At 65.0% G+C, this 26,663-nt stretch carries 25 protein-coding genes; 16 read left to right on the top strand and 9 right to left on the bottom strand.

The window, feature by feature from the left end; all coding sequences use genetic code 11:
- Nucleotides 1-7 precede the first annotated feature (7 nt).
- The 5 genes from sctV to ACIGJE_RS29980 all read right to left on the bottom strand — a co-directional run bounded on the left by sctV (nt 8) and on the right by ACIGJE_RS29980 (nt 4,243).
- Nucleotides 8-2,170 (bottom strand): type III secretion system export apparatus subunit SctV, encoded by a 2,163-nt coding sequence (gene sctV, locus ACIGJE_RS29960; RefSeq protein ID WP_415085133.1) that lies wholly within the window; start codon nt 2,168-2,170, stop codon nt 8-10.
- A complete protein-coding gene (locus ACIGJE_RS29965) occupies nt 2,157-2,342 on the bottom strand; it encodes a hypothetical protein (RefSeq protein WP_367626043.1) in 186 nt (61 codons plus the stop codon). Before ACIGJE_RS29965 ends, sctV begins: the two co-directional genes overlap by 14 nt.
- Nucleotides 2,343-2,494: 152 nt before the next feature.
- A complete protein-coding gene (locus tag ACIGJE_RS29970; protein WP_311943935.1) occupies nt 2,495-2,932 on the bottom strand; it encodes a hypothetical protein in 438 nt (145 codons plus the stop codon).
- On the bottom strand, nt 2,929-3,954 hold the full coding sequence (locus ACIGJE_RS29975) for a SctD/MshK family protein (protein ID WP_415085136.1): 1,026 nt from the start codon (nt 3,952-3,954) through the stop codon (nt 2,929-2,931). The genes ACIGJE_RS29970 and ACIGJE_RS29975 overlap by 4 nt, the downstream gene beginning before the upstream one ends.
- Before the next feature lie 112 nt (nt 3,955-4,066).
- Nucleotides 4,067-4,243, bottom strand: coding sequence for a hypothetical protein (locus ACIGJE_RS29980; RefSeq protein WP_156771301.1), 177 nt, complete (start codon nt 4,241-4,243; stop codon nt 4,067-4,069).
- A 211-nt stretch (nt 4,244-4,454) separates the two neighbouring features.
- Here ACIGJE_RS29980 and ACIGJE_RS29985 point away from each other — a divergent pair, with 211 nt between their 5' ends.
- From ACIGJE_RS29985 to ACIGJE_RS29995, 3 genes are all read left to right on the top strand, one after another.
- Nucleotides 4,455-5,324 (top strand): MurR/RpiR family transcriptional regulator, encoded by an 870-nt coding sequence (locus ACIGJE_RS29985; RefSeq protein WP_367626046.1) that lies wholly within the window; start codon nt 4,455-4,457, stop codon nt 5,322-5,324.
- Nucleotides 5,325-5,408: 84 nt separating this feature from the next.
- Nucleotides 5,409-13,013, top strand: coding sequence for an SH3 domain-containing protein (locus ACIGJE_RS29990; protein WP_415085139.1), 7,605 nt, complete (start codon nt 5,409-5,411; stop codon nt 13,011-13,013).
- A 122-nt stretch (nt 13,014-13,135) separates the two neighbouring features.
- Nucleotides 13,136-13,303 carry a hypothetical protein gene (locus tag ACIGJE_RS29995; RefSeq protein ID WP_367626048.1) on the top strand — a complete coding sequence of 56 codons (168 nt, stop codon included), beginning with the start codon at nt 13,136-13,138 and terminating at the stop codon, nt 13,301-13,303.
- 246 nt (nt 13,304-13,549) lie between these two features.
- Here ACIGJE_RS29995 and ACIGJE_RS30000 read toward each other — a convergent pair whose 3' ends face one another.
- Nucleotides 13,550-14,197: a L,D-transpeptidase gene (locus tag ACIGJE_RS30000; RefSeq protein ID WP_415085141.1), complete on the bottom strand. Its 648-nt coding sequence runs from the start codon at nt 14,195-14,197 to the stop codon at nt 13,550-13,552.
- A 339-nt stretch (nt 14,198-14,536) separates the two neighbouring features.
- Between ACIGJE_RS30000 and ACIGJE_RS30005 the strand changes: the two genes are divergently transcribed.
- The 13 genes from ACIGJE_RS30005 to ACIGJE_RS30065 all read left to right on the top strand — a co-directional run bounded on the left by ACIGJE_RS30005 (nt 14,537) and on the right by ACIGJE_RS30065 (nt 23,615).
- On the top strand, nt 14,537-15,184 hold the full coding sequence (locus ACIGJE_RS30005) for a type III secretion protein (protein ID WP_415085143.1): 648 nt from the start codon (nt 14,537-14,539) through the stop codon (nt 15,182-15,184).
- Nucleotides 15,181-15,363 carry a hypothetical protein gene (locus ACIGJE_RS30010; protein ID WP_068281412.1) on the top strand — a complete coding sequence of 61 codons (183 nt, stop codon included), beginning with the start codon at nt 15,181-15,183 and terminating at the stop codon, nt 15,361-15,363. Before ACIGJE_RS30005 ends, ACIGJE_RS30010 begins: the two co-directional genes overlap by 4 nt.
- 48 nt (nt 15,364-15,411) lie before the next feature.
- Nucleotides 15,412-15,846 (top strand): hypothetical protein, encoded by a 435-nt coding sequence (locus ACIGJE_RS30015; protein ID WP_415085145.1) that lies wholly within the window; start codon nt 15,412-15,414, stop codon nt 15,844-15,846.
- A 32-nt stretch (nt 15,847-15,878) separates the two neighbouring features.
- Nucleotides 15,879-16,691: a type III secretion system inner membrane ring lipoprotein SctJ gene (gene sctJ, locus ACIGJE_RS30020; protein ID WP_311936335.1), complete on the top strand. Its 813-nt coding sequence runs from the start codon at nt 15,879-15,881 to the stop codon at nt 16,689-16,691.
- The gene (locus ACIGJE_RS30025; RefSeq protein WP_415085148.1) at nt 16,688-17,302 is read left to right on the top strand and encodes a hypothetical protein; all 615 of its coding nucleotides are present in this window, start codon (nt 16,688-16,690) and stop codon (nt 17,300-17,302) included. The genes sctJ and ACIGJE_RS30025 overlap by 4 nt, the downstream gene beginning before the upstream one ends.
- A gap of 3 nt (nt 17,303-17,305) precedes the next feature.
- Nucleotides 17,306-17,929 (top strand): type III secretion system stator protein SctL, encoded by a 624-nt coding sequence (sctL, locus tag ACIGJE_RS30030; RefSeq protein WP_415085150.1) that lies wholly within the window; start codon nt 17,306-17,308, stop codon nt 17,927-17,929.
- Nucleotides 17,926-19,278 carry a FliI/YscN family ATPase gene (locus ACIGJE_RS30035; protein ID WP_415085152.1) on the top strand — a complete coding sequence of 451 codons (1,353 nt, stop codon included), beginning with the start codon at nt 17,926-17,928 and terminating at the stop codon, nt 19,276-19,278. Before sctL ends, ACIGJE_RS30035 begins: the two co-directional genes overlap by 4 nt.
- Nucleotides 19,271-19,771: a type III secretion system stalk subunit SctO gene (sctO, locus tag ACIGJE_RS30040; protein ID WP_311936342.1), complete on the top strand. Its 501-nt coding sequence runs from the start codon at nt 19,271-19,273 to the stop codon at nt 19,769-19,771. Before ACIGJE_RS30035 ends, sctO begins: the two co-directional genes overlap by 8 nt.
- 145 nt (nt 19,772-19,916) lie before the next feature.
- Nucleotides 19,917-20,858 carry a type III secretion system cytoplasmic ring protein SctQ gene (sctQ, locus tag ACIGJE_RS30045; RefSeq protein WP_415085154.1) on the top strand — a complete coding sequence of 314 codons (942 nt, stop codon included), beginning with the start codon at nt 19,917-19,919 and terminating at the stop codon, nt 20,856-20,858.
- A complete protein-coding gene (gene sctR, locus ACIGJE_RS30050) occupies nt 20,851-21,504 on the top strand; it encodes a type III secretion system export apparatus subunit SctR (protein WP_311936348.1) in 654 nt (217 codons plus the stop codon). The genes sctQ and sctR overlap by 8 nt, the downstream gene beginning before the upstream one ends.
- 24 nt (nt 21,505-21,528) lie before the next feature.
- A complete protein-coding gene (locus ACIGJE_RS30055) occupies nt 21,529-21,801 on the top strand; it encodes an EscS/YscS/HrcS family type III secretion system export apparatus protein (RefSeq protein ID WP_068281421.1) in 273 nt (90 codons plus the stop codon).
- Entirely contained in the window at nt 21,801-22,607 is an 807-nt protein-coding gene (gene sctT / locus ACIGJE_RS30060) for a type III secretion system export apparatus subunit SctT (RefSeq protein WP_311936350.1), read from the top strand. The genes ACIGJE_RS30055 and sctT overlap by 1 nt, the downstream gene beginning before the upstream one ends.
- Before the next feature lie 222 nt (nt 22,608-22,829).
- On the top strand, nt 22,830-23,615 hold the full coding sequence (locus tag ACIGJE_RS30065; protein WP_311936352.1) for a putative hydro-lyase: 786 nt from the start codon (nt 22,830-22,832) through the stop codon (nt 23,613-23,615).
- Between the two features lie 16 nt (nt 23,616-23,631).
- Here ACIGJE_RS30065 and ACIGJE_RS30070 read toward each other — a convergent pair whose 3' ends face one another.
- The 3 genes from ACIGJE_RS30070 to ACIGJE_RS30080 all read right to left on the bottom strand — a co-directional run bounded on the left by ACIGJE_RS30070 (nt 23,632) and on the right by ACIGJE_RS30080 (nt 26,646).
- Nucleotides 23,632-24,702 carry an LLM class flavin-dependent oxidoreductase gene (locus ACIGJE_RS30070; protein WP_483680425.1) on the bottom strand — a complete coding sequence of 357 codons (1,071 nt, stop codon included), beginning with the start codon at nt 24,700-24,702 and terminating at the stop codon, nt 23,632-23,634.
- 154 nt (nt 24,703-24,856) lie between these two features.
- On the bottom strand, nt 24,857-25,741 hold the full coding sequence (locus ACIGJE_RS30075) for an ABC transporter permease (protein WP_311936358.1): 885 nt from the start codon (nt 25,739-25,741) through the stop codon (nt 24,857-24,859).
- On the bottom strand, nt 25,738-26,646 hold the full coding sequence (locus ACIGJE_RS30080) for an ABC transporter ATP-binding protein (RefSeq protein ID WP_483680427.1): 909 nt from the start codon (nt 26,644-26,646) through the stop codon (nt 25,738-25,740). Before ACIGJE_RS30080 ends, ACIGJE_RS30075 begins: the two co-directional genes overlap by 4 nt.
- Nucleotides 26,647-26,663: the final 17 nt, after the last annotated feature.

Here is a 26,663-nt window from a genome sequence, read left to right on the forward strand (position 1 = left end):
CCCCGTGTCAGGCGGCCCCCTCATGTTGTTTGGCCGGGCGGGTGGTTGCGAGCGAAGGCCGGGCAGCGCCCTGGCCCTGCAGGCTGGTGATGGTGGCGAGCGGCTGCACGTTGAATTCCGGTGCGAGCTCCTGATAGGACAGAACCGCAAGCTCGATGCCGTGCTGCGCCAGGAAAGTGCGCATGTGCCGCCGGACGTCTCCCGCCGTCAGGACGACCGGTGCGGCATCGGGCGCAGTTTCCCGGAGAGCCCGGCCGATCTGCGTGACGATGGACTGGGCCTGCTCCTCCGGCAGGCCGAGGAAGCCGCCCATCGCCGCCGTCTGCTGGCCAGCGCGCAGCAGTTCCTCTGCCGAGGGCTGCATGACATAGGCGGCGATGACGCGGTTGCGGTCGGCGGCTCGGAAGCTGATCTGCCTCTTCAGCGCAACGCGCACATGCTCGGCAAGCAGGGCCGGATCCTGCTGGTGGGCGCCTGCATCCACCAAGGCTTCCAGAATGATGCGCAGATTGCGGATCGGCACGTTTTCCGCCACCAGACGGCGCAGCACCTCGGCAATCTTCTGCAGCGGCACCGTTTCGCGGGCTTCCCTAACCAGCTCGCCATAGTCCTGCTCGGCTTCGGAAAGCAGTGCCCGGGTCTCCTGGATGCCGACGAAGTGCCCGGCATAGCGCCTCAACACGTCCTCGGCCCATTGGCCGACGACTTCTCCCGGCTCGGAGGAGACCAGTCCAGCCTCTGCCAAGGCCGGTGCCGCACCGGCGTCGACCCACAAGGCCTGGTCACGCGGGCCGGCGGGATGTTCCTCGTAGGCGAGGCCGAGCAGAGCGAGGTTGGCGACATCGCCCTCGACCTTGATACGGCCTTCGGGCAGATCCGCCTCCAGGACCGGCGCCTCCTCCACGTCGATCCGGATGTGCTGGCCCGGCACGGCCGGGTCTTCATAGACCCCGATACGGGGCAGCTCTACGCCCAGATCATCGTAGAGGCGCTGGCGAATACCGCCCACATGCTCGTCCAGCACGGCCCTGTCGAGCAGCGTGCCCTTGCCGTAGCGAACCAGGATCCGGCTCGAAGGCAGGGTCTCCTCCCCTTCCTCGGCCGTGAGGGAACCGGAAGCCTTGCCGGACCGCGCGACATCGGAGGCAATCGCGGAGTTCGAGCTCTGTCCCTCCTCCTTCGTCCCCTTGGCATTGCGATGGAGGGCATAGGCGCCAACACCCAATATGGCACCGAGAATCAGGAAGATGATGGTGGGGAAGCCAGGCACGAGGCTGAGACCGGCCAGGATGACCGCAGCCAGGCCCAGCGTGCGCGAATCGCGCAACAGCTGCCCGGCGATCTGGCCGCCGAGATCGCCTTCGCCCTCCGCTCCTGAAACGCGGGTGATCATGGTGCCCGAAGCCACCGCCACCAGCAGCGCCGGGATCTGGGCTACCAGGCCATCGCCTACCGTCAGCAGGGCATAGGTGGAGGCCGCCACGCCAACCGACATGCCGTGCTGCAGGGTGCCGACGGCGATACCACCGATCAGGTTGACCAGGATGATGACGATGCCGGCGATGACGTCGCCCTTGACGAATTTCATGGCACCGTCCATGGCGCCGAAGAGCTGGCTTTCGCGCTCCAGACGTTGCCGGAGCCGGCGCGCCTCCGTCTTGTCGATGTCGCCATTGCGCAATTCGGCGTCGATGCTCATCTGCTTGCCCGGCAGAGCATCCAGAGTGAAGCGCGCGGCGACTTCCGCGACCCGCTCCGCGCCCTTGGCGATGACCAGGAACTGCGCGATGGTGATGATCAGGAACACCACCAGTCCCACTGCGATACTGCCGCCGACCACGAAGGTGCCGAAGGCCGTGATGATCTGGCCGGCATCGGCCTGGAGCAGGATGAGGCGGGTCGTGGTGATGGTGATGGCGAGGCGAAACAGCGTCGCCACCAGGATCACCGATGGCAGGGACGAGAAATCGAGCGGATGGGTGACGTAGAGCGCGGCGAGCAGCACCAGCACGCTGATGGCGATGTTGATGGTGATCAGCACGTCGACCAGCTCTGTCGGCAACGGGATGAGCATCATGATCACCGCGACCAGCATCATGATCGCGATGACGAGATCGGCGCGCTTGGCGGCCTTGGCAAGGAACGTCAGAAGGCGGTCAGGCATGCTCATTCAGCTCTCGTTGCGCCAGAAAGTCCTGAAAGGACCGCCGCGCTTCCACGGGGCGCCCCGCCGCCAGCAAGGCCTTGCCCTTGAGCAAGGCGAGGGCGGGATGGTCGGCGCTTTCCAGTTCCTCCAGCCTTTCGATCGTGGCGAGCGCCTTGCCTGCCTCGCCGCCCAGCACGAGTAGATGGGCCAGGGTCTGCAGGACTTCTGCATTCGCCGGCTCGAGCTGCGCCGCGATCAGGAGATAGGCCGTGCCGCGCTTGACCTGGCCGTGGCGACCATAGAGATAGCCCAGCAGGTGCAGCAGCTTTACGGTGTCCTGCCGGTCGGTCAGCTCTCGGTTTCCTTCTGCAGCCGCGCCATCAGGTCGCGATGACGTTCGATTTCCTCTTCCATCAGCGATCGGGCGAGGCTGCGAAGCTGGTCTCCACCTTCCAACTGGGGCACCAGATCGGTGATGCAGTAGCGCAGGATGGGTACCGAACGGCGCAGAATGGCCGAGCCGGCTCCCTTGGGCATCACCAGATCCTGCAGTTCGTCGTCGAGGGAGCGCTTGGCCGATGGTCCGGCCGCTCTGCCCGCCGATCGCGGCGTGGCTTCCGAACGCTCGCTTCTACCGGCCTTGCCGGCCTCTTCGGAGCGTGACTCGATCGAATGCAGTCGCCGCCGGTTGACCGGAGGCCCCTGCAAGCCCTTGACGTTCGTCTCCTGACTGGACGAACCGAGATGGGGTGCATCGAGGCGAATGGCATCCAGCCGTCGGGTCATCGGTATTTCAAGGTGAGTGTCGAGCCGTTCTTGGCCAGGCGCAGATCATCTTCGCCGATCTTCTCGATGGTCCAGCCGCCGGTGACGAATGCCCCTTCGTGATAGCGAGCGCCGTCGCTGGCGATGACATAGGGCCGCTCGCCGAACCAGATCGCCCGCAGCGTGAGCGGCGGCGACTGTGCGGGCTTGCCCGTCTCGACACGCGAGACGAGCGGCACGCGGTCGCCATAAGCCTGGTCGTAGCGCGCCTGGACGTCGCGCCAGGCCTCGCCTTGCTGCGCCGGCAGCACCCCCGAGACGACCAGCCGGTCTTTTTCCGTGGCGATGGTCAGATTGGAGAATCCCGCAGCCGCCAGACGGCCCGCGAGGTCGTCACGAGCACGGCTCGCCGGAGCAGCCGCATCGGTCGAGCTCGCGACGACCGGCTGTGCGGCGGGTTTTTCGGTGATGTCAGCAAGCGTCTGCGGTGCTTCCGTCCGGTGGGGCTGGGAGGAAAATGCCGTGGCGCTCGGCAGCCAGTTCAGGGCAAGCGAGGCTCCCACCACCGTGACGATCACGGCACCGCTCGCGAAAAGCAAGCGCCCGAGCCAGGTTCCGCCACCCAAACGTGCGGCCCTTGACGATCCACGCCGGGCTTCCAGGCGAAACCGCGCTTCACCGATGCCGACTTCGAGCGGCAGGCGGCAGCGGCGGCCATGGCCCTCAGGCAGGATCTCGCCCTTTGCAAGGCTGAGCGCCCCACCGAGGGCCTCGATCTCCACCCGGCCGCCCCGGTAGCGCAGGCGCGCATGAAGAGGCGCAATCCCCGCATCCCTCAGGACGATGTCGGCATCCCTGCCGGAACCGATCGTATGCTCCGCCTCGTCCAACCCGAGGCTGGCATCCTTGTGGAGGCCATCGGTCACCTGGAAATTCACGGCCGATTCGGGCTCGAATCGGGTCTTGTCCGCAGCCGGCGGTGGCGAGGGCCGACGCAGGGCATGCGCCTCACCTTGAGCCTTGTCGATCATTCCGGTGGGCATCGTTCCAGTCCCCAATCCCCAGTCGGGCCACCTTTTCCGATCTGCGCCTTCGGAAAACGGCTCGGACAATACGGTTCGAGCGCCGCCGGCCGGGGCCGGCGGCGCTCGTCATTCAGGTCTTGCTGCCGCGGGTGATGTTGTCGGCGGCCTTGTTTTTGACGCCGATTTCAGTCGTCGCCACCTGAAGCTTCAGGTTCAGCAAGAACATCTTTTCCATTTTCGCGATCGCATCGTCGACAGCCCCGCTGGGGGTGCTGGATGCGTTTGGATTTAGGGAAGACACGGACATCGTTCACTCCTTGAATCGCGCTTCGAACGGCGAGATCACAAGACTGCGAAGGGCATCGCTCGGATCGCCGTCGCCGGCATGCTAGTGAATCTCGGAATGAAAGTCCATTTGGAATGCACGCTATTAATAAGTTCCAATTGTTGCATTGGCGAAGGCCATGTCATACTCTTGTCATCAACAGATTTGGGTCGCCGCAATGAGAGAAGGTCCGTTGACGCAGCTCCTGGTCGAGCGGTTCGAGACCATGCCGTCGCAACTGAAGCTGGCGGCCCGGTTCGTGCTGGACCACCCCCAGGAGGTTGCGCTGATATCGATGCGCGAGCAGGCGCAGCGGGCCGGTGTCTCGCATTCCACCATGATGCGCCTTGCCCGCTGGCTGGGCCTGGAAGCCTATGAGGACATGCGGGCCCTCTATGCGCAGGCACTGCGCGAGCCGGGGGCCAAATCGGCCGCCAAGCCGGCCGAAGCGGTGGAGACACCGAGCGTGGCGGAGGACGGCCAGGGCTATTCGACGGTCAGCGCGACCACTGACATGCTCGCCGCCCAGGTCGCCCGCCTCGGCGAATATACCAGCGCCATGCAGCATGTCGCCGTCGCCGACATCCTGATCGAAGCACGGCGCGTCTATTGCCTGGGACTGCGGTCGGAACAGGTCGTCGCGACTCACTTTTCCCGCTTGCTCTCGCTGTTCGACGATCGTGGCACGCTGCTCGATGCCGCCGCCAAGGGCGAGGTCGATGCCCTTCGTCATGCCGGTCCCGGAGACGTCATGCTGGTGGTCGGCATGGCGCCCTATGCCCGCGCCACGGTCGAGGTGGCACGCCGTGCGGCCAAGCGCGGCGTGACCATCGTGGCGATCACCGACAGCCGCGTGTCGCCTTTGGCACGCCTGGCGCGTGCCAGCGTCATCGTCACGGTCGAATCCCATTCCTTCTTCAGGAGCGTCACCCCGGCCCTCGCGGCGGCGGAGATCCTCATCGCTCTCATCGCTCAACGGTCCGGCGTCGACGTCAAGGAAGCGATGCGCGCCGTGGAGCAGCATCTCAGCGAATACGATGTCTACTGGACGCCCTCGCGATGAGGGCGCCACAGCCACTTTGAAACCCGGCTCAGGCGTTCCGGTGGAGGTGCGCAGGAAATCGGGCTGCCTTTGGAGATTCAACGCATGGTCGTTCGTCCCATCTTTCTGCCGCCGCCACCTCCGCCGAAGATCACGCCCAAGAACGACATCGACCGCATCGCAGAACTTCGGGCCCAGGCGCAGAAGCTGCGCGAGCAGATCCGACTCGCACAGAAGATGGGCGAGGCCGAAGAGGCCACCAAGCTGCAGAAGGAACTCAAGCAGACCAATACGGAGCTGACGAAACTCGAACCGCCGGCGACGGCACCAAGCCCGGTCGTCACGCCGCTGGCCCTTGCCAACAGCACGCCTCTGCTCCCTTCATCCGGTACGCCGACGGTGACCCCGGCCCTGTTCGTCACGCCCCAGAGCGGCACGCCGGCCGTTACCCTCGTCGACAATCCCGCTCCCGTCGATACGCCGAAGCCGGGGGCCGATGCCGGCGCCATCGTCAAGGACGTTCAGGCAGGCAAGAGCGTCGACCAGATCGCCACCGAACGCGGGCTGACGCGCGACCAGGTGCTCAATGAGCTCAAGGCCGGCGGCCTCGACATCAAGACAACCGATCCGAAGAGCGACAATGGCGACGTCCGCACCACTGAGATCAGCGACCCCAAGACCGGCCAGACCGTCACCGAATATTACGATTTCCAGCACGGCACCTACTACACCCAGGTGAAGGACGCCAAGGGCAAGGAGACCGACACGCCGGTGCGCGACGAATCCGGCCAGAAGATCACCACCAACTACGACCCGAAGACGGGAACGACGACAACCCGCCGCGAGGACGATCTGGGAACGGGAACGATCACCCAGACGACGCAGCTCTCCAATGGCGTGACGACGGTGAAGACGACCGGCGCGGACGGCAAGTCCACCACGGTGGTGACCGATGCCAAGGGGCAGAAGACCACGCTTGCCGCCAGCCAGGACCCAACCCGCAAGGGGGCCGAGGGCATCGGGAAGGATGTCGCCGCCGGCAAGAGCATCGACCAGATCGCCGCCGAACGCGGGCTGACCAAGGAGCAGGTGACCGCGCAGCTCGCGGCCGCGGGCCTGGAGGTCAAGACGAGCCAGCCCACCAGCGACAATGGCGACGTGCAATCGACGGAGATCGTCGACCAGAAGACTGGCAAGACGGTCACCGGCTACTACCAGGACTATCAGCACGATTCCCGAACGGTGCGCACGACCGACGAAAAGGGCAATGCGGTCACCACCAGCACGGAAGCCAACGGGACCGAGACCAAGAGCGTCGTGGAGGGCAATGGTCGCACCACGCGCACCGTGAAGCAGGGCAAGGACACCACCGTCTCCGTGACCTTCAACGGCTACACGCTGACCACCAAGCCGGATGGCAGCATGACCCTGCATGACGACGCCACCGGGCGCGACGTCAAGGTCAAGCCCGACAGCGCCGAGGCCGCGCTCGCCCAGACCCTCGTCTCCATCGACCCCAAGAGCTCCGATCCGCAGGAAGCCAAGAAGGCCGAGATCATCAAGACCACCCTCGACGGCATCTTCGCCGGCGAGGAATTGCCAAGCCTGCAGCAGGCCGTCACCGACCTGCACCAGAAAACCCAGGACGCCATCGCAAAATATGGCGAGGGCCAGCCTGGAACCAACCCGACGGCGGAAAACCCCTATGGCACCCCGCCCCCCGGCAAGGCACCGTCGGGAGGCGACTGGGTGCCGAAGAACGGCAAATGGGTCGATCCGGTGGTCGCCAAGGCGATGGACGCCGAAAACGTCGCCATCGGGCAGCGGGCCGAGGCCAGTGCCAAGGTCAATCAGTCACAGGCACAGCTGAACGTCTACGCGCTCGATCCCGCCTATAAGGGCGCGATGACCGACGCCAAGGTCCTGCTCGACGACAAGCTGGCCCCCTTCGGCCTGCAATGGAACGCGCCGACGCCGGAGGGCTCGCTCGCCGACGCCAAGAAGGCCCTCACCGATGCCAACAGCCAGCTCACCAATGCGACGACGGCGCGCGAGAACTACGAGAAGGCCCAACGCCTTCTCGACCAGGCGATCAGCAAGCAGGCGACATTGCCGCCTCCGCCCCCCCTCCCCGGGCAGACGACGGTAAGGGCCACCGCCGCCGACGATCATACCAACTACGAATTGAAGGACGCCCAGTCCAAGGCGGCCCATGACGACGTCACTGCGCTGTTCTACCAGGCGGGGCTGTCTTCCAGCCAGGGCGACAAGGCACTGGCGGACTATCTCGTCGGCGTCCGGCAGCAGGAGGTCAACGCCACCAAGCCGGGCACGCCGGAGCGCACGGCGGCTGAGAAAAATCTCAGCGATGCCAAGACATTGAGCGAGAATGCCGGCAAGCAGGTCGATGCAGCCACGACCTATTCCAACTTCTATTCGGCCACGAGCACGCTTTCTGGCCAGGAAGTTCAGGCCACCGATCTCCGGCAGAAGATTCTGGCACAGTACCGCGCCGCCAATCCTGGCTCCTTCGATATGGAGAAGGAATATTCCACCTATGGCGGCGACTATCTGGGCAAGATCAAGGAACAGCACGTCATAGAGGATCCCAAGGATCATCAGCTCTACCTGGAGACCAAATACGAGCACGATACCAAACGGGTCCAACTGACCTTCACGACCAGCGACAAGAACATCCGCGAGGACCTGCGCAACGGCGAACTCAACAAGCAGTGGCAGGCGCTTCTCAACAACCCCGCCAACGCCAATATGTGCTACGCCGACGGCCGGGGAGGCCTGGCGGCGGCCAAGGCTGCGCAGGTTTCGGCCGGCCAGCAGATCCAGGCGATGATGAAGGACCAGCTCGGTCTGGTGCGGGACGGTCTCGACAAGCAGATCACCGGGCTGAAGACCGATCTCGATGGCGCCCTCAAGCAGCACGGCCCGGGCAGTGTCGAGGCGCCGGCAGGCCTGCTGCCCCAGGGTACCCAGCCCGTGGAGGTCACGGTCAATGGCCAGAAGGTGCAGGTGACCCCGGACATGGCCGGCGACGTGCAGCGCGGCGGCATCGATGCCATCGTCAAGAGCGGCAAGCCTGTTCGCATGGAGATCAATGGCCAGTGGTTATGGGTCCATCCCGACGTCGCGGCGGCCCAGATCCGGCTCGATGCGGCGCAGGATCAGCGCGCCAGCGTCGAGAATGCCCGCCAATCGGCCGAGCGCTCCGAGCAATGGTATTCCTTCCTGCTAACCCAGCCGCTCAAGCTGTTGGACGATGCGGGATCGGCGCCCTATTATGCCCATCTGCAGAGCGTCTATCTCGACGACCATCCCGACCAGGCGATGTCGGTCTACCAGGCCACGTTCCAGAACCTCTACAATTCCGGCTACAATGACCAGTTCACGCCGCTCGAGGGGCGCCAGGCCCAGGAAGGGCTGGTTGCGCGCACCCTCGGCATCGACACTTCCAGCGACGATGGCCGCACGACCCTCGACAAGGTCGTCGACGAGATCCGCGACATCGGCGGCAACACCGCCTCGGTCAAGGTCGTGCCCCTGTTCTATGTCGACGACAAGGTCGGTGCGCAACAGGTCTCGCTTTTCGCCGTCCAGGATGGCGATAAGACCTGGTATGTCGATGCCACCGGCCAGAAATTCGAGTCCATCAAGGATTTCCAGGACAACAACCGCCAGTTCCAGGAAAGCGGCAAGCTGATCGTGCCTGTTGGCCTCAGCATGAAGCCCGGGGCCGACGGCAAGATCGACCTGGAGGTCGTGCAGGCCCGCAATGTCTCGACCTTCGACAAGATCATCGATCCGATCGTGGGCATCGGCACCGCCCTCGCCACGGCCGTCGCCGTCATTCCCAATCCCTTTTCGCCGCTCGCTGCCGGCGTGGCCTATGCCGGAGGCGCCTATCTCGGCACCCGCGCCGTTATCAAGGAAGTGGACTATCTCCAGCATGGCGGCGAGCTGGGCGACATGGAATCGATGATGAACATCGGCACGGTGGCCACCACCGTCCTGCCGATGGGATCGAGCGTGTTGCGCACCATCGGCATGGCGAAAACCACGGAATTGTCGGTGACGCAGGCGTTCCGGGCCAGCATCGGCATGACCGGGCAAGGCAGCTCCGTCGCCACGACGGCAGACGCCTATATGAGGAGTTCGGGCGGGCTGAACCGCACCGCGCGCGGCCTCGACTGGGCGGCCATCGGCACGGGCGTGCCGCTGACGGCAGTGTCGGCCCATGACCTGGCCGCTTATGGCGACCAGATGAGCGGCCTTGAATTCGCCAGCGCGTTGACCAGCCTCGGCGTCGGCGTCGCCGGCACGGGCCTGGGCGTCAAGGGGCTGCGAGCCACCAAGCCGCTCGCCGCGGCCGACGAGTCGGCCGGCGGGTCCCCTTCGACGGCATTGCCTGCCTCGGTAAATACACGCTCGTTCGGCTCGGAAAACGGCCGCACGCTGAACTATCTTCCCGACGGTACGGTGACGATCGGCGGGCAGCCTGTGGCTGCCAAGGACCTGTCGATCGGGCTGTCCAACAAGGGCGCGGTCGACAAGGACACTTTCCTGGTGATCGCCGACGAGACCAACCTGCCTGGCGCGACCCAGCTGATCGAGGACCTGCGCAATGCCGGCTATCGCGACGGCCAGGGCATCACGATCCTCGCCTGCCGCGCCGGTTCCCTCGACCATCAAACCGGCAGTCCCCTCACGCGGTCCCTCGCCGGCGAGGTGGCCGACAGGCTCGGCGTGCGGACGCGCGCCTATGACGGACCTGTCGAGCTTGCCGACGCCATCAAGCCTGCCGAAGGAGGCAAGGAGGTGGTCGAACTGCCCGGACTGCCGCTAACCGATGTTTCCGGTGGCGCAACGCTCCAGCAGCCCAACCATGCCGCCCAGAGCGACTTCTGGTTTGGAGGCGGCAGGGATGCGGCGCCTCCTGCCTCCCCGAGCAGCGTACATGGTGCCGGCGACGGCCCCATCGACCCGATCACCCTGGGCAAGAAGACCGGCCCCACCCCTTCGGGCCAATCGCCGAAAATCACGCCTCCCACGCGCAAGCAATTGCAAGCCACCGATCCCAAACAGCTGGACTTTACCCAGCTCAACGCCAAGAACGTGCCCTGGCTGAAGCCGGATCAGGTCGCCGCGTTCACGCCCAAGCAGTGGGAAGCCTTTAAACAGGCCGGACTGCAGGGTTCGCTCACGCGCGGCCAATTGCAGGCGATTCCGGAAAACAGGATCAGGAATATCGACGCCGGATCCCTGACGAAATCCCAGGTTCGCTCGCTGACCAAGGCTCAGGTCGCGGCCCTCAATGGCAAGCAATTGCAGGGGCTCCATCAGGCCGGCCTGCAGGAGCACCTGACTCAGGGCCAGATCGGGGCGATACCCGACAATCGCGTCCAATATCTCGATAGCGCCAGTTTGACGAAAAGACAGATCGGGGGTCTCTCTCAGGCCCAGATCGCGGCAATGACCAACAGCCAATGGAAAGCCTTCAATCAGGCGGGGCTGCTGCCTCATCTGTCGCGGGCTCAAACGCGCTCGATCCCAGAGAACCGTATTGCAGACCTGAATATCGGCTCCATGCTGCCCAAGCAGGTCTCCTGGTTGACCTTGAAGCAATGGGAAGCCTTCAAGCGGTCCGGCCTGCAGGGGCAGTTGACGCAGGCCCAGATCGGCGCGATCCCGAGCAATCGCGTCAAATATCTCGATATCGCCAGTCTGGACGCCAAGCAGGCCGGATGGCTGAAACCCGATCAGCTTTCGGCACTGACCAAGTCGCAGATCAGAGCCTTTTCCGGCGAACAGCTGCGCGCTCTGCCCAATGCATCTGTCGCCGATATGGCAGCCACCCTGACACGCAAGCAGATTCCCGAATTGACGCTGGCGCAGATGGAGGCAGTTGGCGACACCCAGAAGAAAGCGATGAGCGAGGAAGGGCGCAAGCTCCTGGACGAACTCATCGAGGTCCGCAACCTGTCTCCGGATGACATCGCCCGCCTCTCGCCGAGTGGAATCGTCAATCTCACGCCCGATCAATTGAGGGATCTGACGCCGGACCAATTGCGCGCCATCGCGCCCAAACGCATCAAATATCTCGATCTGGCCGAGCTCAACCCCTCGCAACTGGCTGAGTTGACGCCGGAGCAGGTGAAGAAACTCAGGCCGAACCAATTGGCAGGCCTGAAGGACGATCAATTGCAGGCCCTCACGCCAGCCCAGGTCGATGTGCTCAAGCCTTTCCAGACCGCCCTGCTGAAAGGCAACCAGCGCTCGGCCCTCAACGGCTACACGCCCGCCTCGGCGCCAGTGCGGGCGCTGGCAAAAATGCGCGCGATGGGCGTCGACGATCTCGTTCTCACCACGACCGCCACGGCCACCTTTGCCGCCGTCTGGCCAGCCCTGCCACCGCATGTCCAAGCCTACATGCGAGCCGGTGGTCTCGCCTGGCGCGGTCTGACCATGAGCGCCGCTGCGGCCCTGCCGGGCAAATGGACGGCGCTCCACACGCCGCTGGGCCGTATCATGAAGATCGGCGATGCGCTGAGCTATCTGCCGACCCAGGCGGCCGGCATCCCGACCTCGGTCACTCTGGGCGGTGCCGGCGGAGCCCTGTTTGAAGGAAGCAACGCCTTCTATTTCGCCAAGGCCGTGCGCGAAGCCCGCACCGGCCGGCCCACCATGCCGATGGCCGACAAATGGAACCTGCCCTCCTATGCGATCGGGAGCGGCCTCTCGCTCGGCGATTCCATCCCCAAGGACGGCTCGAACCTCTCGAGCCTGCCTGGCGTGCCGGATTTCGTGTCAAAAGGGTTCGACTTCGTTCCGGGCGCCGCCGATACGGTCGACAACGCCGCCTTCCTCCTCGGTTCGGCCTATCTGTGGGCACGCGGTGCCCGGACAGGACTGGGACGCGGGAAATGGGAGCCTAGCATGTCAGGCTTCGATCGTGTCGTCTTCGGTGTCACCTTCGGCGGCGGCATGATCCTGTTCAGCGGCATCGTGATCGCGAATTGGCTGGATCAGCAGAACAAGGCAAATGCCCCAGGGGTACAGCCCTCCGGCAACAATTCCACGCCGACCCCGACGCCGACGACACCGGCGCCAGCAACGCCAACACCAACGCCGTCAAAGACGACGCCAACGCCCACCACCTCGCCTACCGCCACCAGTTCCTCAACTCCCTCGCCGACCACGACGAAAGCGGGCCCGAACAAGCCTCTGCCGAGAGAACCCGGCACATCGGAGGCGACGCCGGCCCAGTTCGTCGTCTCGGCGGATGACGGGCTCAATCTGCGGGACGAGCCGGCTGGCGATTCCGGTGTGGAGACGGTGATCCGGCCAGGTTCCCTGGTCAAGGAAACGGGCGTTTCCAAAACCGACGAATCCGGCAGGACCTGGGTTCCCGTCAGTGCCCATGGCGCGGATGGCACGGAGCATCAGGGCTGGGTCGAAGCCAGTTTCGTGCAGACCCATCCGGCCGGAGCACAGGATGGCGAGGGACGTCTCAATCCCGAACTCGAACGCCAGGGCTATCAGCCGATCATCGCCCGCGACGGCGATACGATGGGCGGCATCGCGCGCAACCATTCGGCCGATGTGCGGGAAACGGTGTTGCTCAACATGGGCCACATCGCTATCCCGGACGTCATCTTTGCCGGGGACCGCATCTACCTGCCTGGCGCGACGGCATGAGATGAGTTCGGAAGCATTCCGAGCCCGCAGGAGTCCGATCTCGCCTTGATTCAGGTCAATGCAAGGCACCGATGACAAGCCCAATCTGCTCCCTGGCTTCGAAGCGAGCCATGGAGGCACAGATGGGCGTGATCATTCGATTGTTGTTGTTCGTGGCGGCGCCCGTCGCCGCTCTTTTCGTGGCCAGGGATTCCCTCAATTTCCAGATCGCCCAGGTGTTCTTCGCGATGATGATCTTCATCGCCGTCGGCGTGATCGCGGCTTTCTGGGCAGGCGGAAAGAAGACCTGATTCTTCCAGGGCGACCTTCCCGGGAAGACTGACCGTCGGACCTAAAAAAATGATGCCAAAACAATGATTTATGCCAAAGCGTGGGCCAGAAACCGGATCCTCTTCCCGAATATGGCTCTGTGCATCCGATAGGTTCGTCCCAAACGCCAGCCTCGGCCCTGGAAGCCAACACAGCACCCGGAAGGGTTGCGGAGCGCCCTTGTCGGCAATTTCTACAAGAATTTATCAGTATTTTCGTACCTCCGACTACCGCACGACGACCTCGGCGCCAATCGAGGCGCGTTGATAGAGATCGATCACGTCATCGTTCGTCATGCGGATGCAGCCCGAAGAATTGGCCGTGCCGACAGTCCAGGGCGCATTGGTGCCGTGGATGCGATAGAGGGTATTGCCGATATAGAGCGCACGCGCGCCGAGCGGGTTGTTGGGCCCACCGGCCAAGCGCACCGGCAGGTAGTGTCCCTGTGCGGCCTCTCTTTCCCGCATTTCGGCAGGCGGACGCCAATCGGGCCATTCCTTCTTGTCGAGAATGCGGTCCCGGCCCGACCAGGAAAAACCCTCGCGTCCGACCCCGATGGCATATTTGAGCGCCCTGCCGTCGCCGAGCACGTAGTAGAGGCGGCGCTCGCCGGTGTCGACGATGATCGATCCCTTGGGATGGGGTTCGGCGAAGGCCACGATTTGGCGCGCGATCGGCGGCGTGCGCCGCGTCGCCGGTTGACGGGCGGCCCCAGGGGCGGGCTCACCGACGACATCCCCCGGATTGTCCGAGGGCGCGATGACCACGTCATCCTCGCCGTCATAGACCCATGTGCGCGGATCGTAGCCGCCGGCCTGGGCCGCGGCGATACCCATCATCGACAATGACAAGGTGCCGGCGACAGCGACAGCCATCGCGGCTCTGCGCATGACGGATTGTAGGATCATGGGTTTGCCTCGCAGCCAGCGGCACGCATGAAGACGCCCTGCTTCGACCGTCATTTTCCCTGCTCTCCCCTGCGCGTCGCCTCGTTCGAAAACCGTAACAACGTACCTCCATCCGCAGCACGAATCTGAAGCGTTTGGCACTTGCCTATGGCTCTATAATCCAATTGGACTTTCATTTCAGCGACGATCACGATAATGTGCGGCACGGTTTGGCAGGCAAATCATGCCGCATGGGACTCACGCTCGAAGAGCGGACGCGTCGTTGCACAGGTAAGGGGCATGGAATTTGAGACCAGCAGGATGGCTATGGGAACGCGTCGTCGCTCCCCTGCCATTCTCGGCTTCGCAGTCGGATTTTGCCTGTGCGTGGCGGCTTTGCCCACGCGCGCAGCCGAGCCTGACTGGCCTGCCGGTCCCTACAAATACATCACCATCGACCAGTCGGTACGCGACGCCTTGACCGAGTTCGGCCGCAACATCCACGTTCCGGTAAAGCTCAGCGACGGGGTGAAAGGTCGCCTGAGTGCCGGCATGCCGATAGGCACGGCGCGCGAGTTCCTGCAATGGGTCTGCGACCGCTACGGACTGGTCTGGTATTATGATGGCTCCAGCCTGGCCGTGGCGACCGAAGCCGAAATGCGTACCGACATGTTCAAGGTCGACGCAGCCACCCTGCCCGGCATCCCCGGCCGACTGCGGGAACTCGGCGTCGCCGATGCACGCTACCCCATCAAGATCGCCCAGAACGAGCGGGTCGTCTCGGTTTCCGGCCCGCCTGCCTATATCGACGCCGTCCGCAAGGCGCTCGGCGTGCTGACCGAGCCATCCGGTCCGACGCGGGCGCGCGAAGTCGACGGTTCGGCCGAAAATGTCGTGCCGGTGCGTGTTTTCCGAGGCCGGCGCGCCGAGGTCGAGACCCCGCCCGCCGCCAAGCATCCAGGAGAGAGCAAATGAAGATCGAGAGCAACGGCATCAGCCCGACCAATCAGCCCGACCCGAGCAAGGAAAGCCAGGAAGCGGCCCTGCAGAAGCAGATGGAAGAAACCCTCGCCAACTTCGCCGTGAGCATGGCCCAGCAGCAGGGCGACCGGGCTCTGGAAGGCATGCAGCAGGCCCGCAACGAGGAAGGCTGAGCTGGAACCGGAAGGCAGGCCCCAATCGGCGATCGATGAGGAATGAACATGCAGCTTGCAGACGCTGCCATAGGCGCGGTTTCGGCGGCACCCACCCAGTTCCAACCGCCCCAGCCACAGGCGAATGTCGAGCATCAGCTCTTCGACTATCTCGTGGAGATGGAAAAGAGCGTTAGCAGAACCGGGCAGCCCAATGATCCCGCCGCCCTCGTCGGCGGTGCCCTCCACTCGCTCGAAGGGGTGGTGCAGCAGGCCCAGTCGGCCTTTGCCAAGAACGGGCCCCAGACGGGTTCCGCCCCGCCGGCCGGCGAAGGAACCGGCAATGCGGCGGCCGGCAATGAAGGGCCACCGGGCCAGCCGAACGCGGATCTGACGCTGGATCGCGCCATTTCCTTCATGTGGGCGGCAGCCAATGTCTCCGTCGCCATCAACAGCGTGACGGCCGCCACCGGCTCGGTCAACACGCTGATCAAACAGCAATAGTGCGTGGCGGGGGCTCCGTGAGGCCAGTATCGATGCATCGGTTGCCGGCCTGGCTGCGCCGGTTCGGCACCGTCTTTGCTCTTGTCGGCGTGCTGTTCCTGCAGGCCTGCACAGTGGAACTCTATACCGGCCTCAGCCAGCGCCAGGGCAACGAAGTGGTCGCCGCCCTGGTGCGCAAGGGCATTCCCGCCCAGCGCCAGATCGACAAGGAAGGTACGGTGACCGTCCTGGTCGACAAGGCGCGCTTTGCCGAAGCCATGTCCGTGCTCGACGCGATCGGGCTGCCGAAGGAGAAATTCGCCACCCTCGGCCAGGTGTTCAAGCGCGACGGGCTCGTCTCCTCCCCGGTGGAGGAACGCGCGGCGATGATCTACGGCCTCAGCCAGGAACTCTCGCAAACCATCTCCGACATCGACGGCGTGCTGTCGGCCCGCGTCCATCTCGTCCTGCCGGAGAACGATCCGCTCAAGCAGCAACTGGTGCCGTCCTCGGCATCGGTCTTCATCCGCCATCGCACCTCGGTCGACATGAAGGAACTGGTGCCGCAGGTGAAGATGCTGGTTGCCAACGGCGTTGCCGGCCTGACCTATGACAATGTTTCGGTCATCCTCGTGCCGGTCGCGGCGGCGGTCGAGCCGACCACGAGCGAGCCGGGCCTCACGAACTTCATGGGCATCTGGCTGCATCCCGACGACCTCGCGCGTGCCATGTGGATCGTCTATGGGCTGATCGCCATGGTCGTGCTCCTGGTCGGGAGCCTGGCCTATCTTCACTGGCGGCGGCGGCGCGATGTCTACACTCTCGACAGCGCTCCTCCCCTTCGCGCCGTGAAGAGGGCGCCATGACCGGCAAGATCGATGCTGACCAGGCCTGGCAGTCCTTTCTGCACAAGCCGGCCCTTCATGCGATTGCGGCGCGCCTGGTTCCCTGTTTCGGCGGCTCGCTGGGTGACGAGGCTTGCGCCCATATGCTGACTGCCGGGCGGCTGGAGGCAAGGCTCTCCAGCCTGATCGGCGAGCATTACGGCTTTTCTCCCCAGGAGCCGCAGGTCGATGAAGGCGACCGGGCCATCGCGCTCTGCGACCCGGACGCGCTGGCCGATATCGCGCTGAAAGCCGGCGCGATCTACTGGGCCGCCGCTTTCGCCGGCGTGATCCGCCGTGAGACCACGGCGGCACTGCATGCGCAACTCGGCGAAGCGCTCTGTGAATTCGCGGTGGTCAATCGCGACCTTGCCGGTCCCGAACAGGACCTCGATCCGATCGCCGGCCTGGCGGGGCGGGTCACGGCCGATGGCTGGCGCTGCCTCGGCGCCTGGTGCGATGCCCTGCCGGCGGGTGTCGGGATGCGGGTCCGCCTCAAGCTGCCGCCCCGTCCGGAACTCGATGGCATCGGACCGGCGCCTTCTACGCAATTGGGCCCGCCGATCGTGCGGCGGGCCGCTGGCTCGAGGTAGAAGATGGCAGGGCAGGACACAGGCCCCCTGGCCGATCGACCCAGGCGCCCGACCGGGCGCATCCTGCGCGCGGCGGAGGCAAGGGCCTGGCAGGACGGCTATGGCTTTCTGGAAACCGCGCGGCAGGACGCCGGACACCTGCGCGAGGCAGGACGGCGGGCCTATGCCGCCGAATATGCGCAGGGCTATGAAGACGGGCTTGCCCAAGGCAAACGGGAGGCTGCACGTCTCGTCACCGAGACGACGGCCAAGCTCGATCGCTATTTCGAGGGTGTCGAAAACCAGGTCAGCGGCCTGGTACTGGAAGTCGCCCGGCGCCTGCTGGGCAGCTTCGATCTCGACGAACTCGTCGCCAAGATCGCCCGCCAGGCCGTCGCCGAGGTCAGGCAGGCCAAATATCTCAGGCTCACCGTTCACCCCGATTCATATGGCAGGGTTCGCGAGGAACTCGACGCACTCACGCGGGAGCGGCAATTCGGCTTCCCCATCGAGGTCGAGACCGATCCTGCCCTCGCGCGTGATGCCTGCATCGTAGCGAGTGAGGCCGCCGTGATCGATGCCGGTATCGGAACCCAGCTCGATGCCGTCGCCGCTGCACTCGGGTCGGCGAGAAAGGCGGCGTCATGACCGACGCCTCCATCGACATCGACGCGAGACTCGCCGACATCGTTCCGCGCCTCGGCAAGCGGCTGCGGGAAGAGAACCAGCGAACACGAAGCGGGCGGGTGCGCGAAGTCGTCGGGGTCGTCATCCATGCCACGGTGGAAGAGGCGCGGCTCGGCGAAATCTGCGACCTGGTCGATCCGAAGACGGGCCGCCGCGTCAGGGCCGAGGTCGTCGGCATTGCCGATGGTTCTGCCGTGCTGGTTCCGCTCGACGACCTGGCCGGCCTGTCGAGCCTGACCGAAGTGATTCCGGTGGCGGCCCAGCTGCAGATCGGCGTCGGTCCGGGCCTGCTCGGCCGCGTGGTAAGCGCTCTTGGCGAGCCGCTCGACGGCCGGCCGCTCTATGGCGATACCCTCGATGACCGGCGCCCCGTACACGCTTTCCCTCCGTCGCCGCTCTCGCGCGGGCTGATCAGCGAACCGATCCAGCTCGGCATCCGCGCGCTCGACGGCATGCTTACCTGTGCCCGCGGCCAGCGCATCGGCCTGTTCGGTGAGCCAGGTATCGGCAAATCGACCCTGCTCGCCAATATCGTACGCGGCACCGACGCGGATGTGGCTGTGGTCGCGCTGGTAGGCGAGCGCGGCCGCGAAGTGCGCGAATTCGTCGAGCATGCGCTGGGCCCCGAGGGCATGGCGCGTACCGTCATCGTTGCGGCAACCTCGGACAGGCCGGCGATCGAACGCGTCAAGGCCGCCTTCGTCGCCACCACCATCGCCGAATATTTCCGCGACCGGGGCCAGCATGTCCTGCTGGCGATGGACAACATCACACGCTTCGCCCGAGCCCAGCGCGAAATCGGCCTGGCCTCGGGCGAACCGCCGACACGGCGCGGCTTTCCGCCCTCCCTTTTCGCGGCGTTGCCGCGCCTGCTCGAGCGGGCCGGCCCGGGGCAGATCGGCACCATCACCGGCCTCTACAGTGTGCTGCTCGAAGGGGACGGCACGCTCGACCCGGTGGCCGAGGAGCTGCAGGCATTGCTCGACGGCCATGTCTTCCTGTCGAGCGATCTGGCCCGGCGCGACCATTTCCCGGCCATCGACATCCTGCGCAGCAGAAGCCGCCTGATGAATGCGGTGGTCTCGCAGCAGCACCGCGCCGACGCGACCCACATACGCGAGCTGATGTCGCGCCACGCCGAGGTGGAACTGCTGGTGCGCATCGGCGAATACCAGAAAGGCAGCGACGCCGTCGCCGATGAAGCCGTCGCCAAGATCGACCGGATCAATGCCTTCCTGCGTCAGCCCTCCGACCAGCAGGAAGCCATGGAACACACTGCCGAACGCTTGCGGGATATCGTCAATGGCTAGGCCGGCGATCATCTCCCAGCTCCACAGGATCCGCAGCTTGCGCGAGCGACGCGCCCTGGAAGCGGTTGCCCACCAGCAGCGCCTGGCTCGCGAAGCACAGGATCGGGCGCGATCGGCGGCCAGCGCGCTCGCCACTCGCCTCGAGCAGGCTGCGGCCGACGAACGAGCCTCCTTCGTCGATCTCATGGGCCGGCCGCTGACGGCCCAGGACCTGCTGGCGCTGCGCGGCCGCTTCCAGCTTACCGCCAGCGAAGTGGAGCAGCTGCGGCAGGCGACGGAAGAGGCGAGGCAGGCTGAAGCCGGGCAGCAGCAAAAGCTGATGCAGGTACGCGAGGACCACCACGCCCGGCGCAAGGCCGTCGAGAAACTGACCCGTCTCGTCGACGAGATGAGATCGCGCAGCAGGCGCCGGCTGGAGGCGATCGAGGAAATCACGATCGAGGAGGAAGCGACCCTCGCGGCCGCGTCAAAGCTCAAGCCAGGAAGAGCGTGATTTTCGCATGCATCAGAGACTAGCGGCACTTGGAAAAACGCGACAGCGCCCTGCGGCCGCCCCCCCGGTCTCGGCGGCCCGCCTGCAAGCGATCACCCCTGCGGATGCCGCGGCCCTCAACGCCTTCTATCGCCATCGTCCGCCTGTGAAGATCCGCATTGCCGGTGAGGAGTTCCTGCTTTCCGTCCTGTGGCAACCGGCGGTGGATCCGGACACGACCACCGCCATCGACTTCAAGGTCGGTGCCGCAACGGGCCGTCTTTGTCTCGCGCCTGCACAGTTCGAACGCTGGCTGGCGCGGGCCAATCCCGGCGCCACAGTCGGGCCGCCGGCCCCCGCGCATGCTGCCCTGCTGCTGGAATCTTACCTGCGGGATGAGATCGCCTGGCTGGAACAGCAACTGGACGGGACGATCGAGCTGATCGCAGCCACCGGGCTCAGCTCCCCGCCCGATATGCCCTTCGCGTTTGCCCTCCGGCCCACTGGCCAGGCCGAAAGCGCCTGCTTTCTGCAGGCGGACACCACGCTCGCCACCAGGATCGGCCGTATCCTCGACACCGCATCGGGCAAGCCTGCCGTTCGCCGGCTCGATCTGCCCCTGCCCGTCAGCCTCTGGTGGGCCGCGACCAGCCTTTCGGTGGGGGAACTGCGTACCCTCCAGCCCGGCGACATCGTCATGACCGATGGCTGGACCCGCGGAGCGCAAACGGTCCTGGTGGTGCTGGCCGGGCGCCGGGCGGCGCTGGCGGAGCCGATCGGACAGAGCGGCAGACTTGTTTCGGCGCCGATGCCGATCAGCAAAACGAGATGGGGATGGATCATGGATGAACCACAATCGGCAAGCGGACAGCCTGACGACGCGGGCCTGGAGGATTTGCCGGTGACGGTCGTCTTCGAACTCGCCCGCATGACGATGCCTTTGCACGAGGTCAGCCGGCTCGCTGCCGGTTCCATCGTGCCGCTCCCCGAGCTTTCCGAGCCTGCGGTCGATCTCGTGGCCAATGGCAAGCGCATCGGTCGCGGAGAGATCGTGAAGGTCGGTGACGGCATGGGAGTGCGTATCGTTCGCACGGCAACTGATGCTTGAGGGCTCGCCCAATCTTCTCGGCCTTCTCGTCGCGGTCGGCCTGGTCGGCATTCTGCCGCTGGCCGTAGTGACCATGACGGGTTTCCTGAAGATCTCCGTCGTCCTCTTCCTCATCCGTAACGCGCTCGGCGTCCAGCAGACACCGCCCAACCTGGTGATCTACGGCATCGCCCTGGTGCTGACGGTCTATGTGACGACGCCCTTGATCGGCGAGATCTCGGGACGTCTGCAGCAGGAAAACATCCAGTTCCAGACCACGCAGGACCTGACGCGCGCGGCCGAGCTGGCCCGCGAACCGCTCAAGCAGCATCTGCTGCGCTACACCCAGCCCCAGGAGCGCCAGTTCTTCCTGGACGGCACCAAGCGGCTGTGGCCGGAACCGGCACGGGCGGAAGTGAAGGATGACGACCTGCAGATCCTGGTGCCGGCCTTCGTCGCCTCCGAACTGACGCGGGCCTTCGAGATCGGCTTCCTGCTCTACCTGCCGTTCCTCATCATCGATGTGGTGGTCGCCAATGTGCTGATGACGCTGGGCATGATCATGGTCTCGCCGACACTGATATCCATTCCGCTGAAACTGCTGCTCTTCGTGGCGATCGACGGCTGGTCGCGCCTGATGCACGGCCTGATCCTCAGCTACAATTGACGGTTGCACCGCAAGGACCGCCCGATGGCCAATGATTTCATTCTTGCCAAGGTCCAGAGTGCCCTATGGATGGTGCTGATCCTCTCCGGGCCTGCCATCGTGGCGGCGCTGGTCGTCGGCCTGCTCATCGGCTTTGCCCAGGCACTGACCCAGATCCAGGACCAGAGCCTGCCGCAGACCGTCAAGCTGGTCGTGGTTCTCGTCGTCATCCTGCTGGTCGGCCCGCTCCTCGGCTACCAGATCGCCAACGAGGCGTCCAAGGTCATGGACGAGTTTCCCGTCGTGACGCGCCAGTGATGGAAAACCTGTTTGCATCCCTCAAGGGGCTGGAAACCCTGGTCCTGGCCAGTGCCCTGGCCACGGCGCGCATCGTCGGCCTGGTCGCGCTGATGCCGCTGTTCTCCCGTACCCGGCTGGCCGGGATCCTGCGCACCGGCGTGGCGTTGGCGCTGGCGCTGCCGGTCATCCCGATGACCGTCGACATTGCCGGGCGCGGCCATGTCGACGCGCCCATGATGCTCATGCTGATGCTCAAGGAAGTGGTGATCGGCGCCCTGCTCGGCTTCGTGCTCGGCATCCCGTTCTGGGCAGCAGAGGCCGCTGGCAACATCGTCGACCTGCAGCGCGGCTCGACCATGGGCACGCTGATCGATCCGATGATGACGCATGAGACGAGCGCCACGGGCACGCTGCTGATGATCGTCATGGTGGGCATCTATCTGGCCGCCGGCGGCCTTCATCATACCTTGAGCGCGCTGTACGACAGCTATGCGCTCTGGGCGATCGACAGTCTCTCGCCGATCTTCAGCCGGGATGCTGGCGCCATCCTGCTGACCTTGCTGACGCGCATTCTCGGCATGGCGCTGACACTGGTGGCGCCTCTGATCGTCAGCCTGCTGCTTTCGGACGTCGTGCTCGCCTTTCTCGCCCGCGCCTCGCCGCACCTCAATATTTTTGCCCTGTCGCTGGTGGTGAAGACCCTCGTCTTCAGCCTCGTCTCGGTGCTCTATGCCGCCTTCCTCATCCATTACATGACCAGCGATCTCGCCTTCCTGGACCAGGGCGTAAACGACCTCAAAGCACTTGTCGGTGGAGCGAGGTAGCGATGGTCGCAAAAGCCAAAACAAACTGCCCGGTCATAAGGAACCTGTGCGAGCGCTCGGGCCGGCAGCCGAACAACAAAGAGCCGTTCCAGCCATCGAAAGAACCAAAAAATATAATAATTCTAATCGCTTGTTCGAGATTTCTCTACTCTCGCAGCAAGCTGGGGGCCACAGAAATCAATGGGACGTCCACACATCGCGACGAGGTACGAAGAATTCCGCATGGTCGGCGCGACCAGTCTGCGCGAAGCGATCAGGCTCGGCCACTATCGCGGCCACACCGCCGGCCTGGCGGATGGCAAGCTGCAGGCAGACGTCATCATCCTGCCGAACAGCCTTGCCGACGACTTCCTGGAATATTGCATGCGCAACCCCAAATCGCTGCCCCTGGTCGGCGTCAATCGGGCCGGAGATCCTAGCCTGCCTACTCTCGGCGAAATCGACGTGCGTACCGACCTGCCGCAATATGATGTCTTCCATGCCGGGCCACAGACCTGGAGCAGGACCGACATCATCAGCCTGTGGCGTGACGATCTGGTCGCCTTCGCACTCGGCGGCACATTCAGCTTCGAGCATATGCTCCGACGGAACCGGATCGAGGTGCGCCATGTCGCCATGAGCCAGAACGTGCCGCTCTATCGCTCCTCAATCCGTACCCAGGGCGTGGGCATGTTCGGCGGCTACATGGTCGTCTCGATGCGGCCGATCCGAAAGGATCTCGTCGACAGGGCTCGCGCCATGACGGCACGTTTTCCGCACGCCCATGGCTCGCCGGTCCATGTCGGCGATCCCGCGGAGATCGGCATCGACGACGTCGACAGCCCCGACTGGGGCGATGCCGTCGATGTCCGTCCCGACGAGATTCCCGTCTTCTGGGCTTCCGGCCTGACGGCGCAAAGCGTGCTGAAATGCTCGACGCCGGAGATGTTCATCACCAATACGCCAGGGCACATGCTGATAACCGATCTCGACGCCGATGCCGATGTCGGCCAGATCAGGCTGTTTTAGCTGTTCGGCACCGGCATCAATCGCGCAGCAGTGGCAGCAATCGTTCGCCCTGGCGCTTGATCTCGGACAGATAGGGCGTATCGGAAAGCACGAAATGCGTGATGCCGAGATCGCGATATTTGCGCAGTGAATTGGCGACATCGGCGGCCGAGCCGACCAGCCAGGTCGTGCCGGCACCGCCTCCGCCGAACTTGCCGGGGGCGGTATAGAGATTGTCGTCGAGCACGTCGCCGCGCGAGGCAAGATCGAGCAATCGGCGCTGCCCCTCGGCGACGGCCTGGCGGTGGTCGTGCCAGCCGGCGCCGTTGGTCCTGGCCATCTCGGCAACCTTCGCCTCGGCATCGGCCCAGGCCTGCTCCCTGGTGTCACGGACAAGCGTCGTGATCCGCAGGCCGAACTCCAGGGGTGGAAGATCGCGGTCCAGCGCCTTGCTCAAAGCCTTGAGGCGTTCGATGCGCTCCTGGACGCCACCGCGCGGCTCCCCCCAAAACAGCTGGACATCGGCCTCGGTTGCGGAGACTCGTTCCGCCGCCTCCGAAGCGCCCCCGAAATAGAGACGGGGATGCCGACGCTCGCCACGCGGGGCAATGCGCGGCGCCACGGCAGAGCCGGCAACCCGGAAGTGCTCGCCTTCAAAGGTGACGTTCTCTTCGGTCCAAAGCCTGCGCACCAGGCGCATGAATTCCCGGGTGCGGGCATAACGGTGCGCCTGCTCCCCCTCAGCATCGCCATAGGCCGCCAGATTGTCCAGACCCGACACGACGTTCACGCGCACGCGGCCGCCGCTGAGCTGATCGAGCGTGGCGGCGGCGGAGGCGAACTGGGCCGGCTGCCAATAGCCGGGCCGGATGGCGATCAGCGGCTCGAAAGTGGTGGTCCGTACGGTAAGGGCAGTGGCAAGAGTGAAGGTATCGGGCCGGCCCCAGCCGGTGCCGATCAGTGCGCCCTTCCAGCCATGGTCCTCCAGAGCCCGGGCATGGCTGGTCAGCGTCTCCAGGCTGTTGTGATCCGCGGCGGCCGCGTCGCCGCGATGGCCGGCCCCGAGGTCATTGGGGATGTACCACAGATATTCGCCCGTCCCGCTCATGGCGTTGGCCCGCCATTGCCCGTGGCTGCGGAGCCGTGGTGATCGCCGGTTTGGCGCGCTTCGCTACTCGACATGGTCGGTCTTTCCGTAAGCATTCCTGATGTCCTCGAGGGCGACCGCCAGTCGAAGACGGACTGTGAGACGACGGGCAAGGTCAGCGCACCTGCCCCCAGCGACGGATGGTGATCCTCTCCAATGTCGCGAACACCACATTCTCCATGACGAGCCCGATCAGGATCACGAGGGCGAGGCCAGCGAAGACACGGTCGGTGTAGAGTTCGTTGCGGTTTTGAAAGATGAACCAGCCGAGCCCACCCTTGCCGGACGAAGCGCCGAACACCAGTTCCGCCGCGATCAGCGTGCGCCACGCAAAGGCCCAGCCGATCTTCAGCCCGGAAAGGATGGCGGGCAAGGCGGCGGGTACCAGGATCTGAAGGACGTAGCGCACGCCCCGCAGGCCATAATTGCGGCCCGTCATGCGCAGGGTCTCGGGCACGGCCTGGAAACCGGCGAAGATGTTGAGGGAAAGCGGCCACAACACCGAATGGATCAGCACGAAGACCAGGCTGCCGGCGCCGAGCCCGAACCAGAGCAGCGCCAGCGGAAGCAGGGCGATGGCGGGCAGCGGGTTGAACATGGCCGTCAGGGTCGAGAGCAAATCCCGGCCCACTTGGGTTGCAACCGCGAGCGTGGTCAGCGCGAAGGCGAGGACGATGCCGGCGACATATCCCTGGACGAGCACGAGGAGCGACAGCCTCACCCGCTCGGGCAGCTCGCCGCTGGCCATGTCGGCTATGAAGGCCCGCGCGGTCGCCATGAAGGTCGGCAGCAAGAGGTCATTGTCCTGATAGCGGGCAAGAACTTCCCACAGCAGCGCGAGGGCCATGAGTATCAGGCTCTTGCGCAGCCAGCCCTGTTGCCAGAGACGGGTCGCCAGCGGCAGCCGGCGTTCGAGCGCCACTTCGACGAAGGGCGGGAGGTCGCGCTCGAATTCCGGGCGGACAGGTGGAACGAGCGATCCGTTCGAGACCATGCTCATCCCCGTCCTCGCATGCCAATCCTCGCTTCGACCGCGCCTTCCGGCTCCTTCGCCTCCTCCTCGAACAGCAGGCGATGGATATGCTGGCTCGCGGCCTGAAAGGCCGTCCCGCCACTGCTCGTCAGGTCCCATTCATGGCTGTTGATCTCCGCGCGCACCCGGCCCGGACGTGGCGAGAGCAGCGCCACGCGGTTGCCGACGACAAGCGCTTCCTCGATGGAATGGGTGACGAACAGCAGGGTGAAGCGCACCTCGTCCCACAGGCGCAGCAGTTCCTCCTGCATCTTGCGCCGCGTCAGGGCATCGAGCGCCGCGAAAGGCTCATCCATCAGCAGGATTTCCGGCTGCATGGCGAGCGCCCTGGCGATTGCCACCCGCTGCTTCATGCCCCCCGAGAGCTGGTGCGGGAAGACGTCCGCGAAGCTGGCAAGCCCGACCTTGTCGAGGTAATGCAGGGCTCGCTCCCGCGCCTGGTGGCGCGGCAGGCGTCCGGATGCGACGAGCGGGAAGACCACATTCTGCAACACCGTCTTCCACGGCGGCAGCTGATCGAATTCCTGGAAAACCACGATACGGTCGGGGCCCGGCGCGCGTATCGGCCGCCCCCTGAGCACGAACTCCCCTTCGACCGGCCTGATGAACCCCGCCGCTGCCTTCAGCAGCGTGGACTTGCCGCAGCCCGACGGCCCGAGCAGGACGAAACGATCGCCCTCATAGACGTCGAGATCCACCCTATGTGTGGCCCGGACGACCTGATGGCGGGTCGCATATTCCAAAGTCACCGAACGCGCCTGCAGCAAAGGGGCTGTCAAGGCATTCTCGACAGCTGGCTGCAGCGCACGCGAAACGTCACGCGGCTTGGAGAAGACTGGCTTGGAAAAACCCTGCAGGAGGCTGTCCGTCATGCGGTCCGCCGATCACC

It is taken from the genome of Labrys sp. E2SS-1L (genome assembly GCF_057073705.1).

Coding starts and splice junctions, on each gene's coding strand:
- ACIGJE_RS30080 (WP_483680427.1), bottom strand. CDS start 26,646: ATGACGGACAGCCTCCTGCAGGGTTTTTCCAAGCCAGTCTTCTCCAAG.
- ACIGJE_RS30035 (WP_415085152.1), top strand. CDS start 17,926: ATGACCGACGCCTCCATCGACATCGACGCGAGACTCGCCGACATCGTT.
- ACIGJE_RS29970 (WP_311943935.1), bottom strand. CDS start 2,932: ATGACCCGACGGCTGGATGCCATTCGCCTCGATGCACCCCATCTCGGT.
- ACIGJE_RS30010 (WP_068281412.1), top strand. CDS start 15,181: ATGAAGATCGAGAGCAACGGCATCAGCCCGACCAATCAGCCCGACCCG.
- ACIGJE_RS30055 (WP_068281421.1), top strand. CDS start 21,529: ATGGCCAATGATTTCATTCTTGCCAAGGTCCAGAGTGCCCTATGGATG.
- sctO (WP_311936342.1), top strand. CDS start 19,271: ATGGCTAGGCCGGCGATCATCTCCCAGCTCCACAGGATCCGCAGCTTG.
- sctR (WP_311936348.1), top strand. CDS start 20,851: ATGCTTGAGGGCTCGCCCAATCTTCTCGGCCTTCTCGTCGCGGTCGGC.
- ACIGJE_RS30005 (WP_415085143.1), top strand. CDS start 14,537: ATGGGAACGCGTCGTCGCTCCCCTGCCATTCTCGGCTTCGCAGTCGGA.
- ACIGJE_RS29995 (WP_367626048.1), top strand. CDS start 13,136: ATGGGCGTGATCATTCGATTGTTGTTGTTCGTGGCGGCGCCCGTCGCC.
- ACIGJE_RS30065 (WP_311936352.1), top strand. CDS start 22,830: ATGGTCGGCGCGACCAGTCTGCGCGAAGCGATCAGGCTCGGCCACTAT.
- sctJ (WP_311936335.1), top strand. CDS start 15,879: ATGCATCGGTTGCCGGCCTGGCTGCGCCGGTTCGGCACCGTCTTTGCT.
- sctT (WP_311936350.1), top strand. CDS start 21,801: ATGGAAAACCTGTTTGCATCCCTCAAGGGGCTGGAAACCCTGGTCCTG.
- ACIGJE_RS30000 (WP_415085141.1), bottom strand. CDS start 14,197: ATGGCTGTCGCTGTCGCCGGCACCTTGTCATTGTCGATGATGGGTATC.
- ACIGJE_RS30075 (WP_311936358.1), bottom strand. CDS start 25,741: ATGAGCATGGTCTCGAACGGATCGCTCGTTCCACCTGTCCGCCCGGAA.
- sctV (WP_415085133.1), bottom strand. CDS start 2,170: ATGAGCATGCCTGACCGCCTTCTGACGTTCCTTGCCAAGGCCGCCAAG.
- ACIGJE_RS29980 (WP_156771301.1), bottom strand. CDS start 4,243: ATGTCCGTGTCTTCCCTAAATCCAAACGCATCCAGCACCCCCAGCGGG.
- ACIGJE_RS30025 (WP_415085148.1), top strand. CDS start 16,688: ATGACCGGCAAGATCGATGCTGACCAGGCCTGGCAGTCCTTTCTGCAC.
- ACIGJE_RS29975 (WP_415085136.1), bottom strand. CDS start 3,954: ATGCCCACCGGAATGATCGACAAGGCTCAAGGTGAGGCGCATGCCCTG.
- sctL (WP_415085150.1), top strand. CDS start 17,306: ATGGCAGGGCAGGACACAGGCCCCCTGGCCGATCGACCCAGGCGCCCG.
- ACIGJE_RS29990 (WP_415085139.1), top strand. CDS start 5,409: ATGGTCGTTCGTCCCATCTTTCTGCCGCCGCCACCTCCGCCGAAGATC.
- ACIGJE_RS30070 (WP_483680425.1), bottom strand. CDS start 24,702: ATGAGCGGGACGGGCGAATATCTGTGGTACATCCCCAATGACCTCGGG.
- ACIGJE_RS30015 (WP_415085145.1), top strand. CDS start 15,412: ATGCAGCTTGCAGACGCTGCCATAGGCGCGGTTTCGGCGGCACCCACC.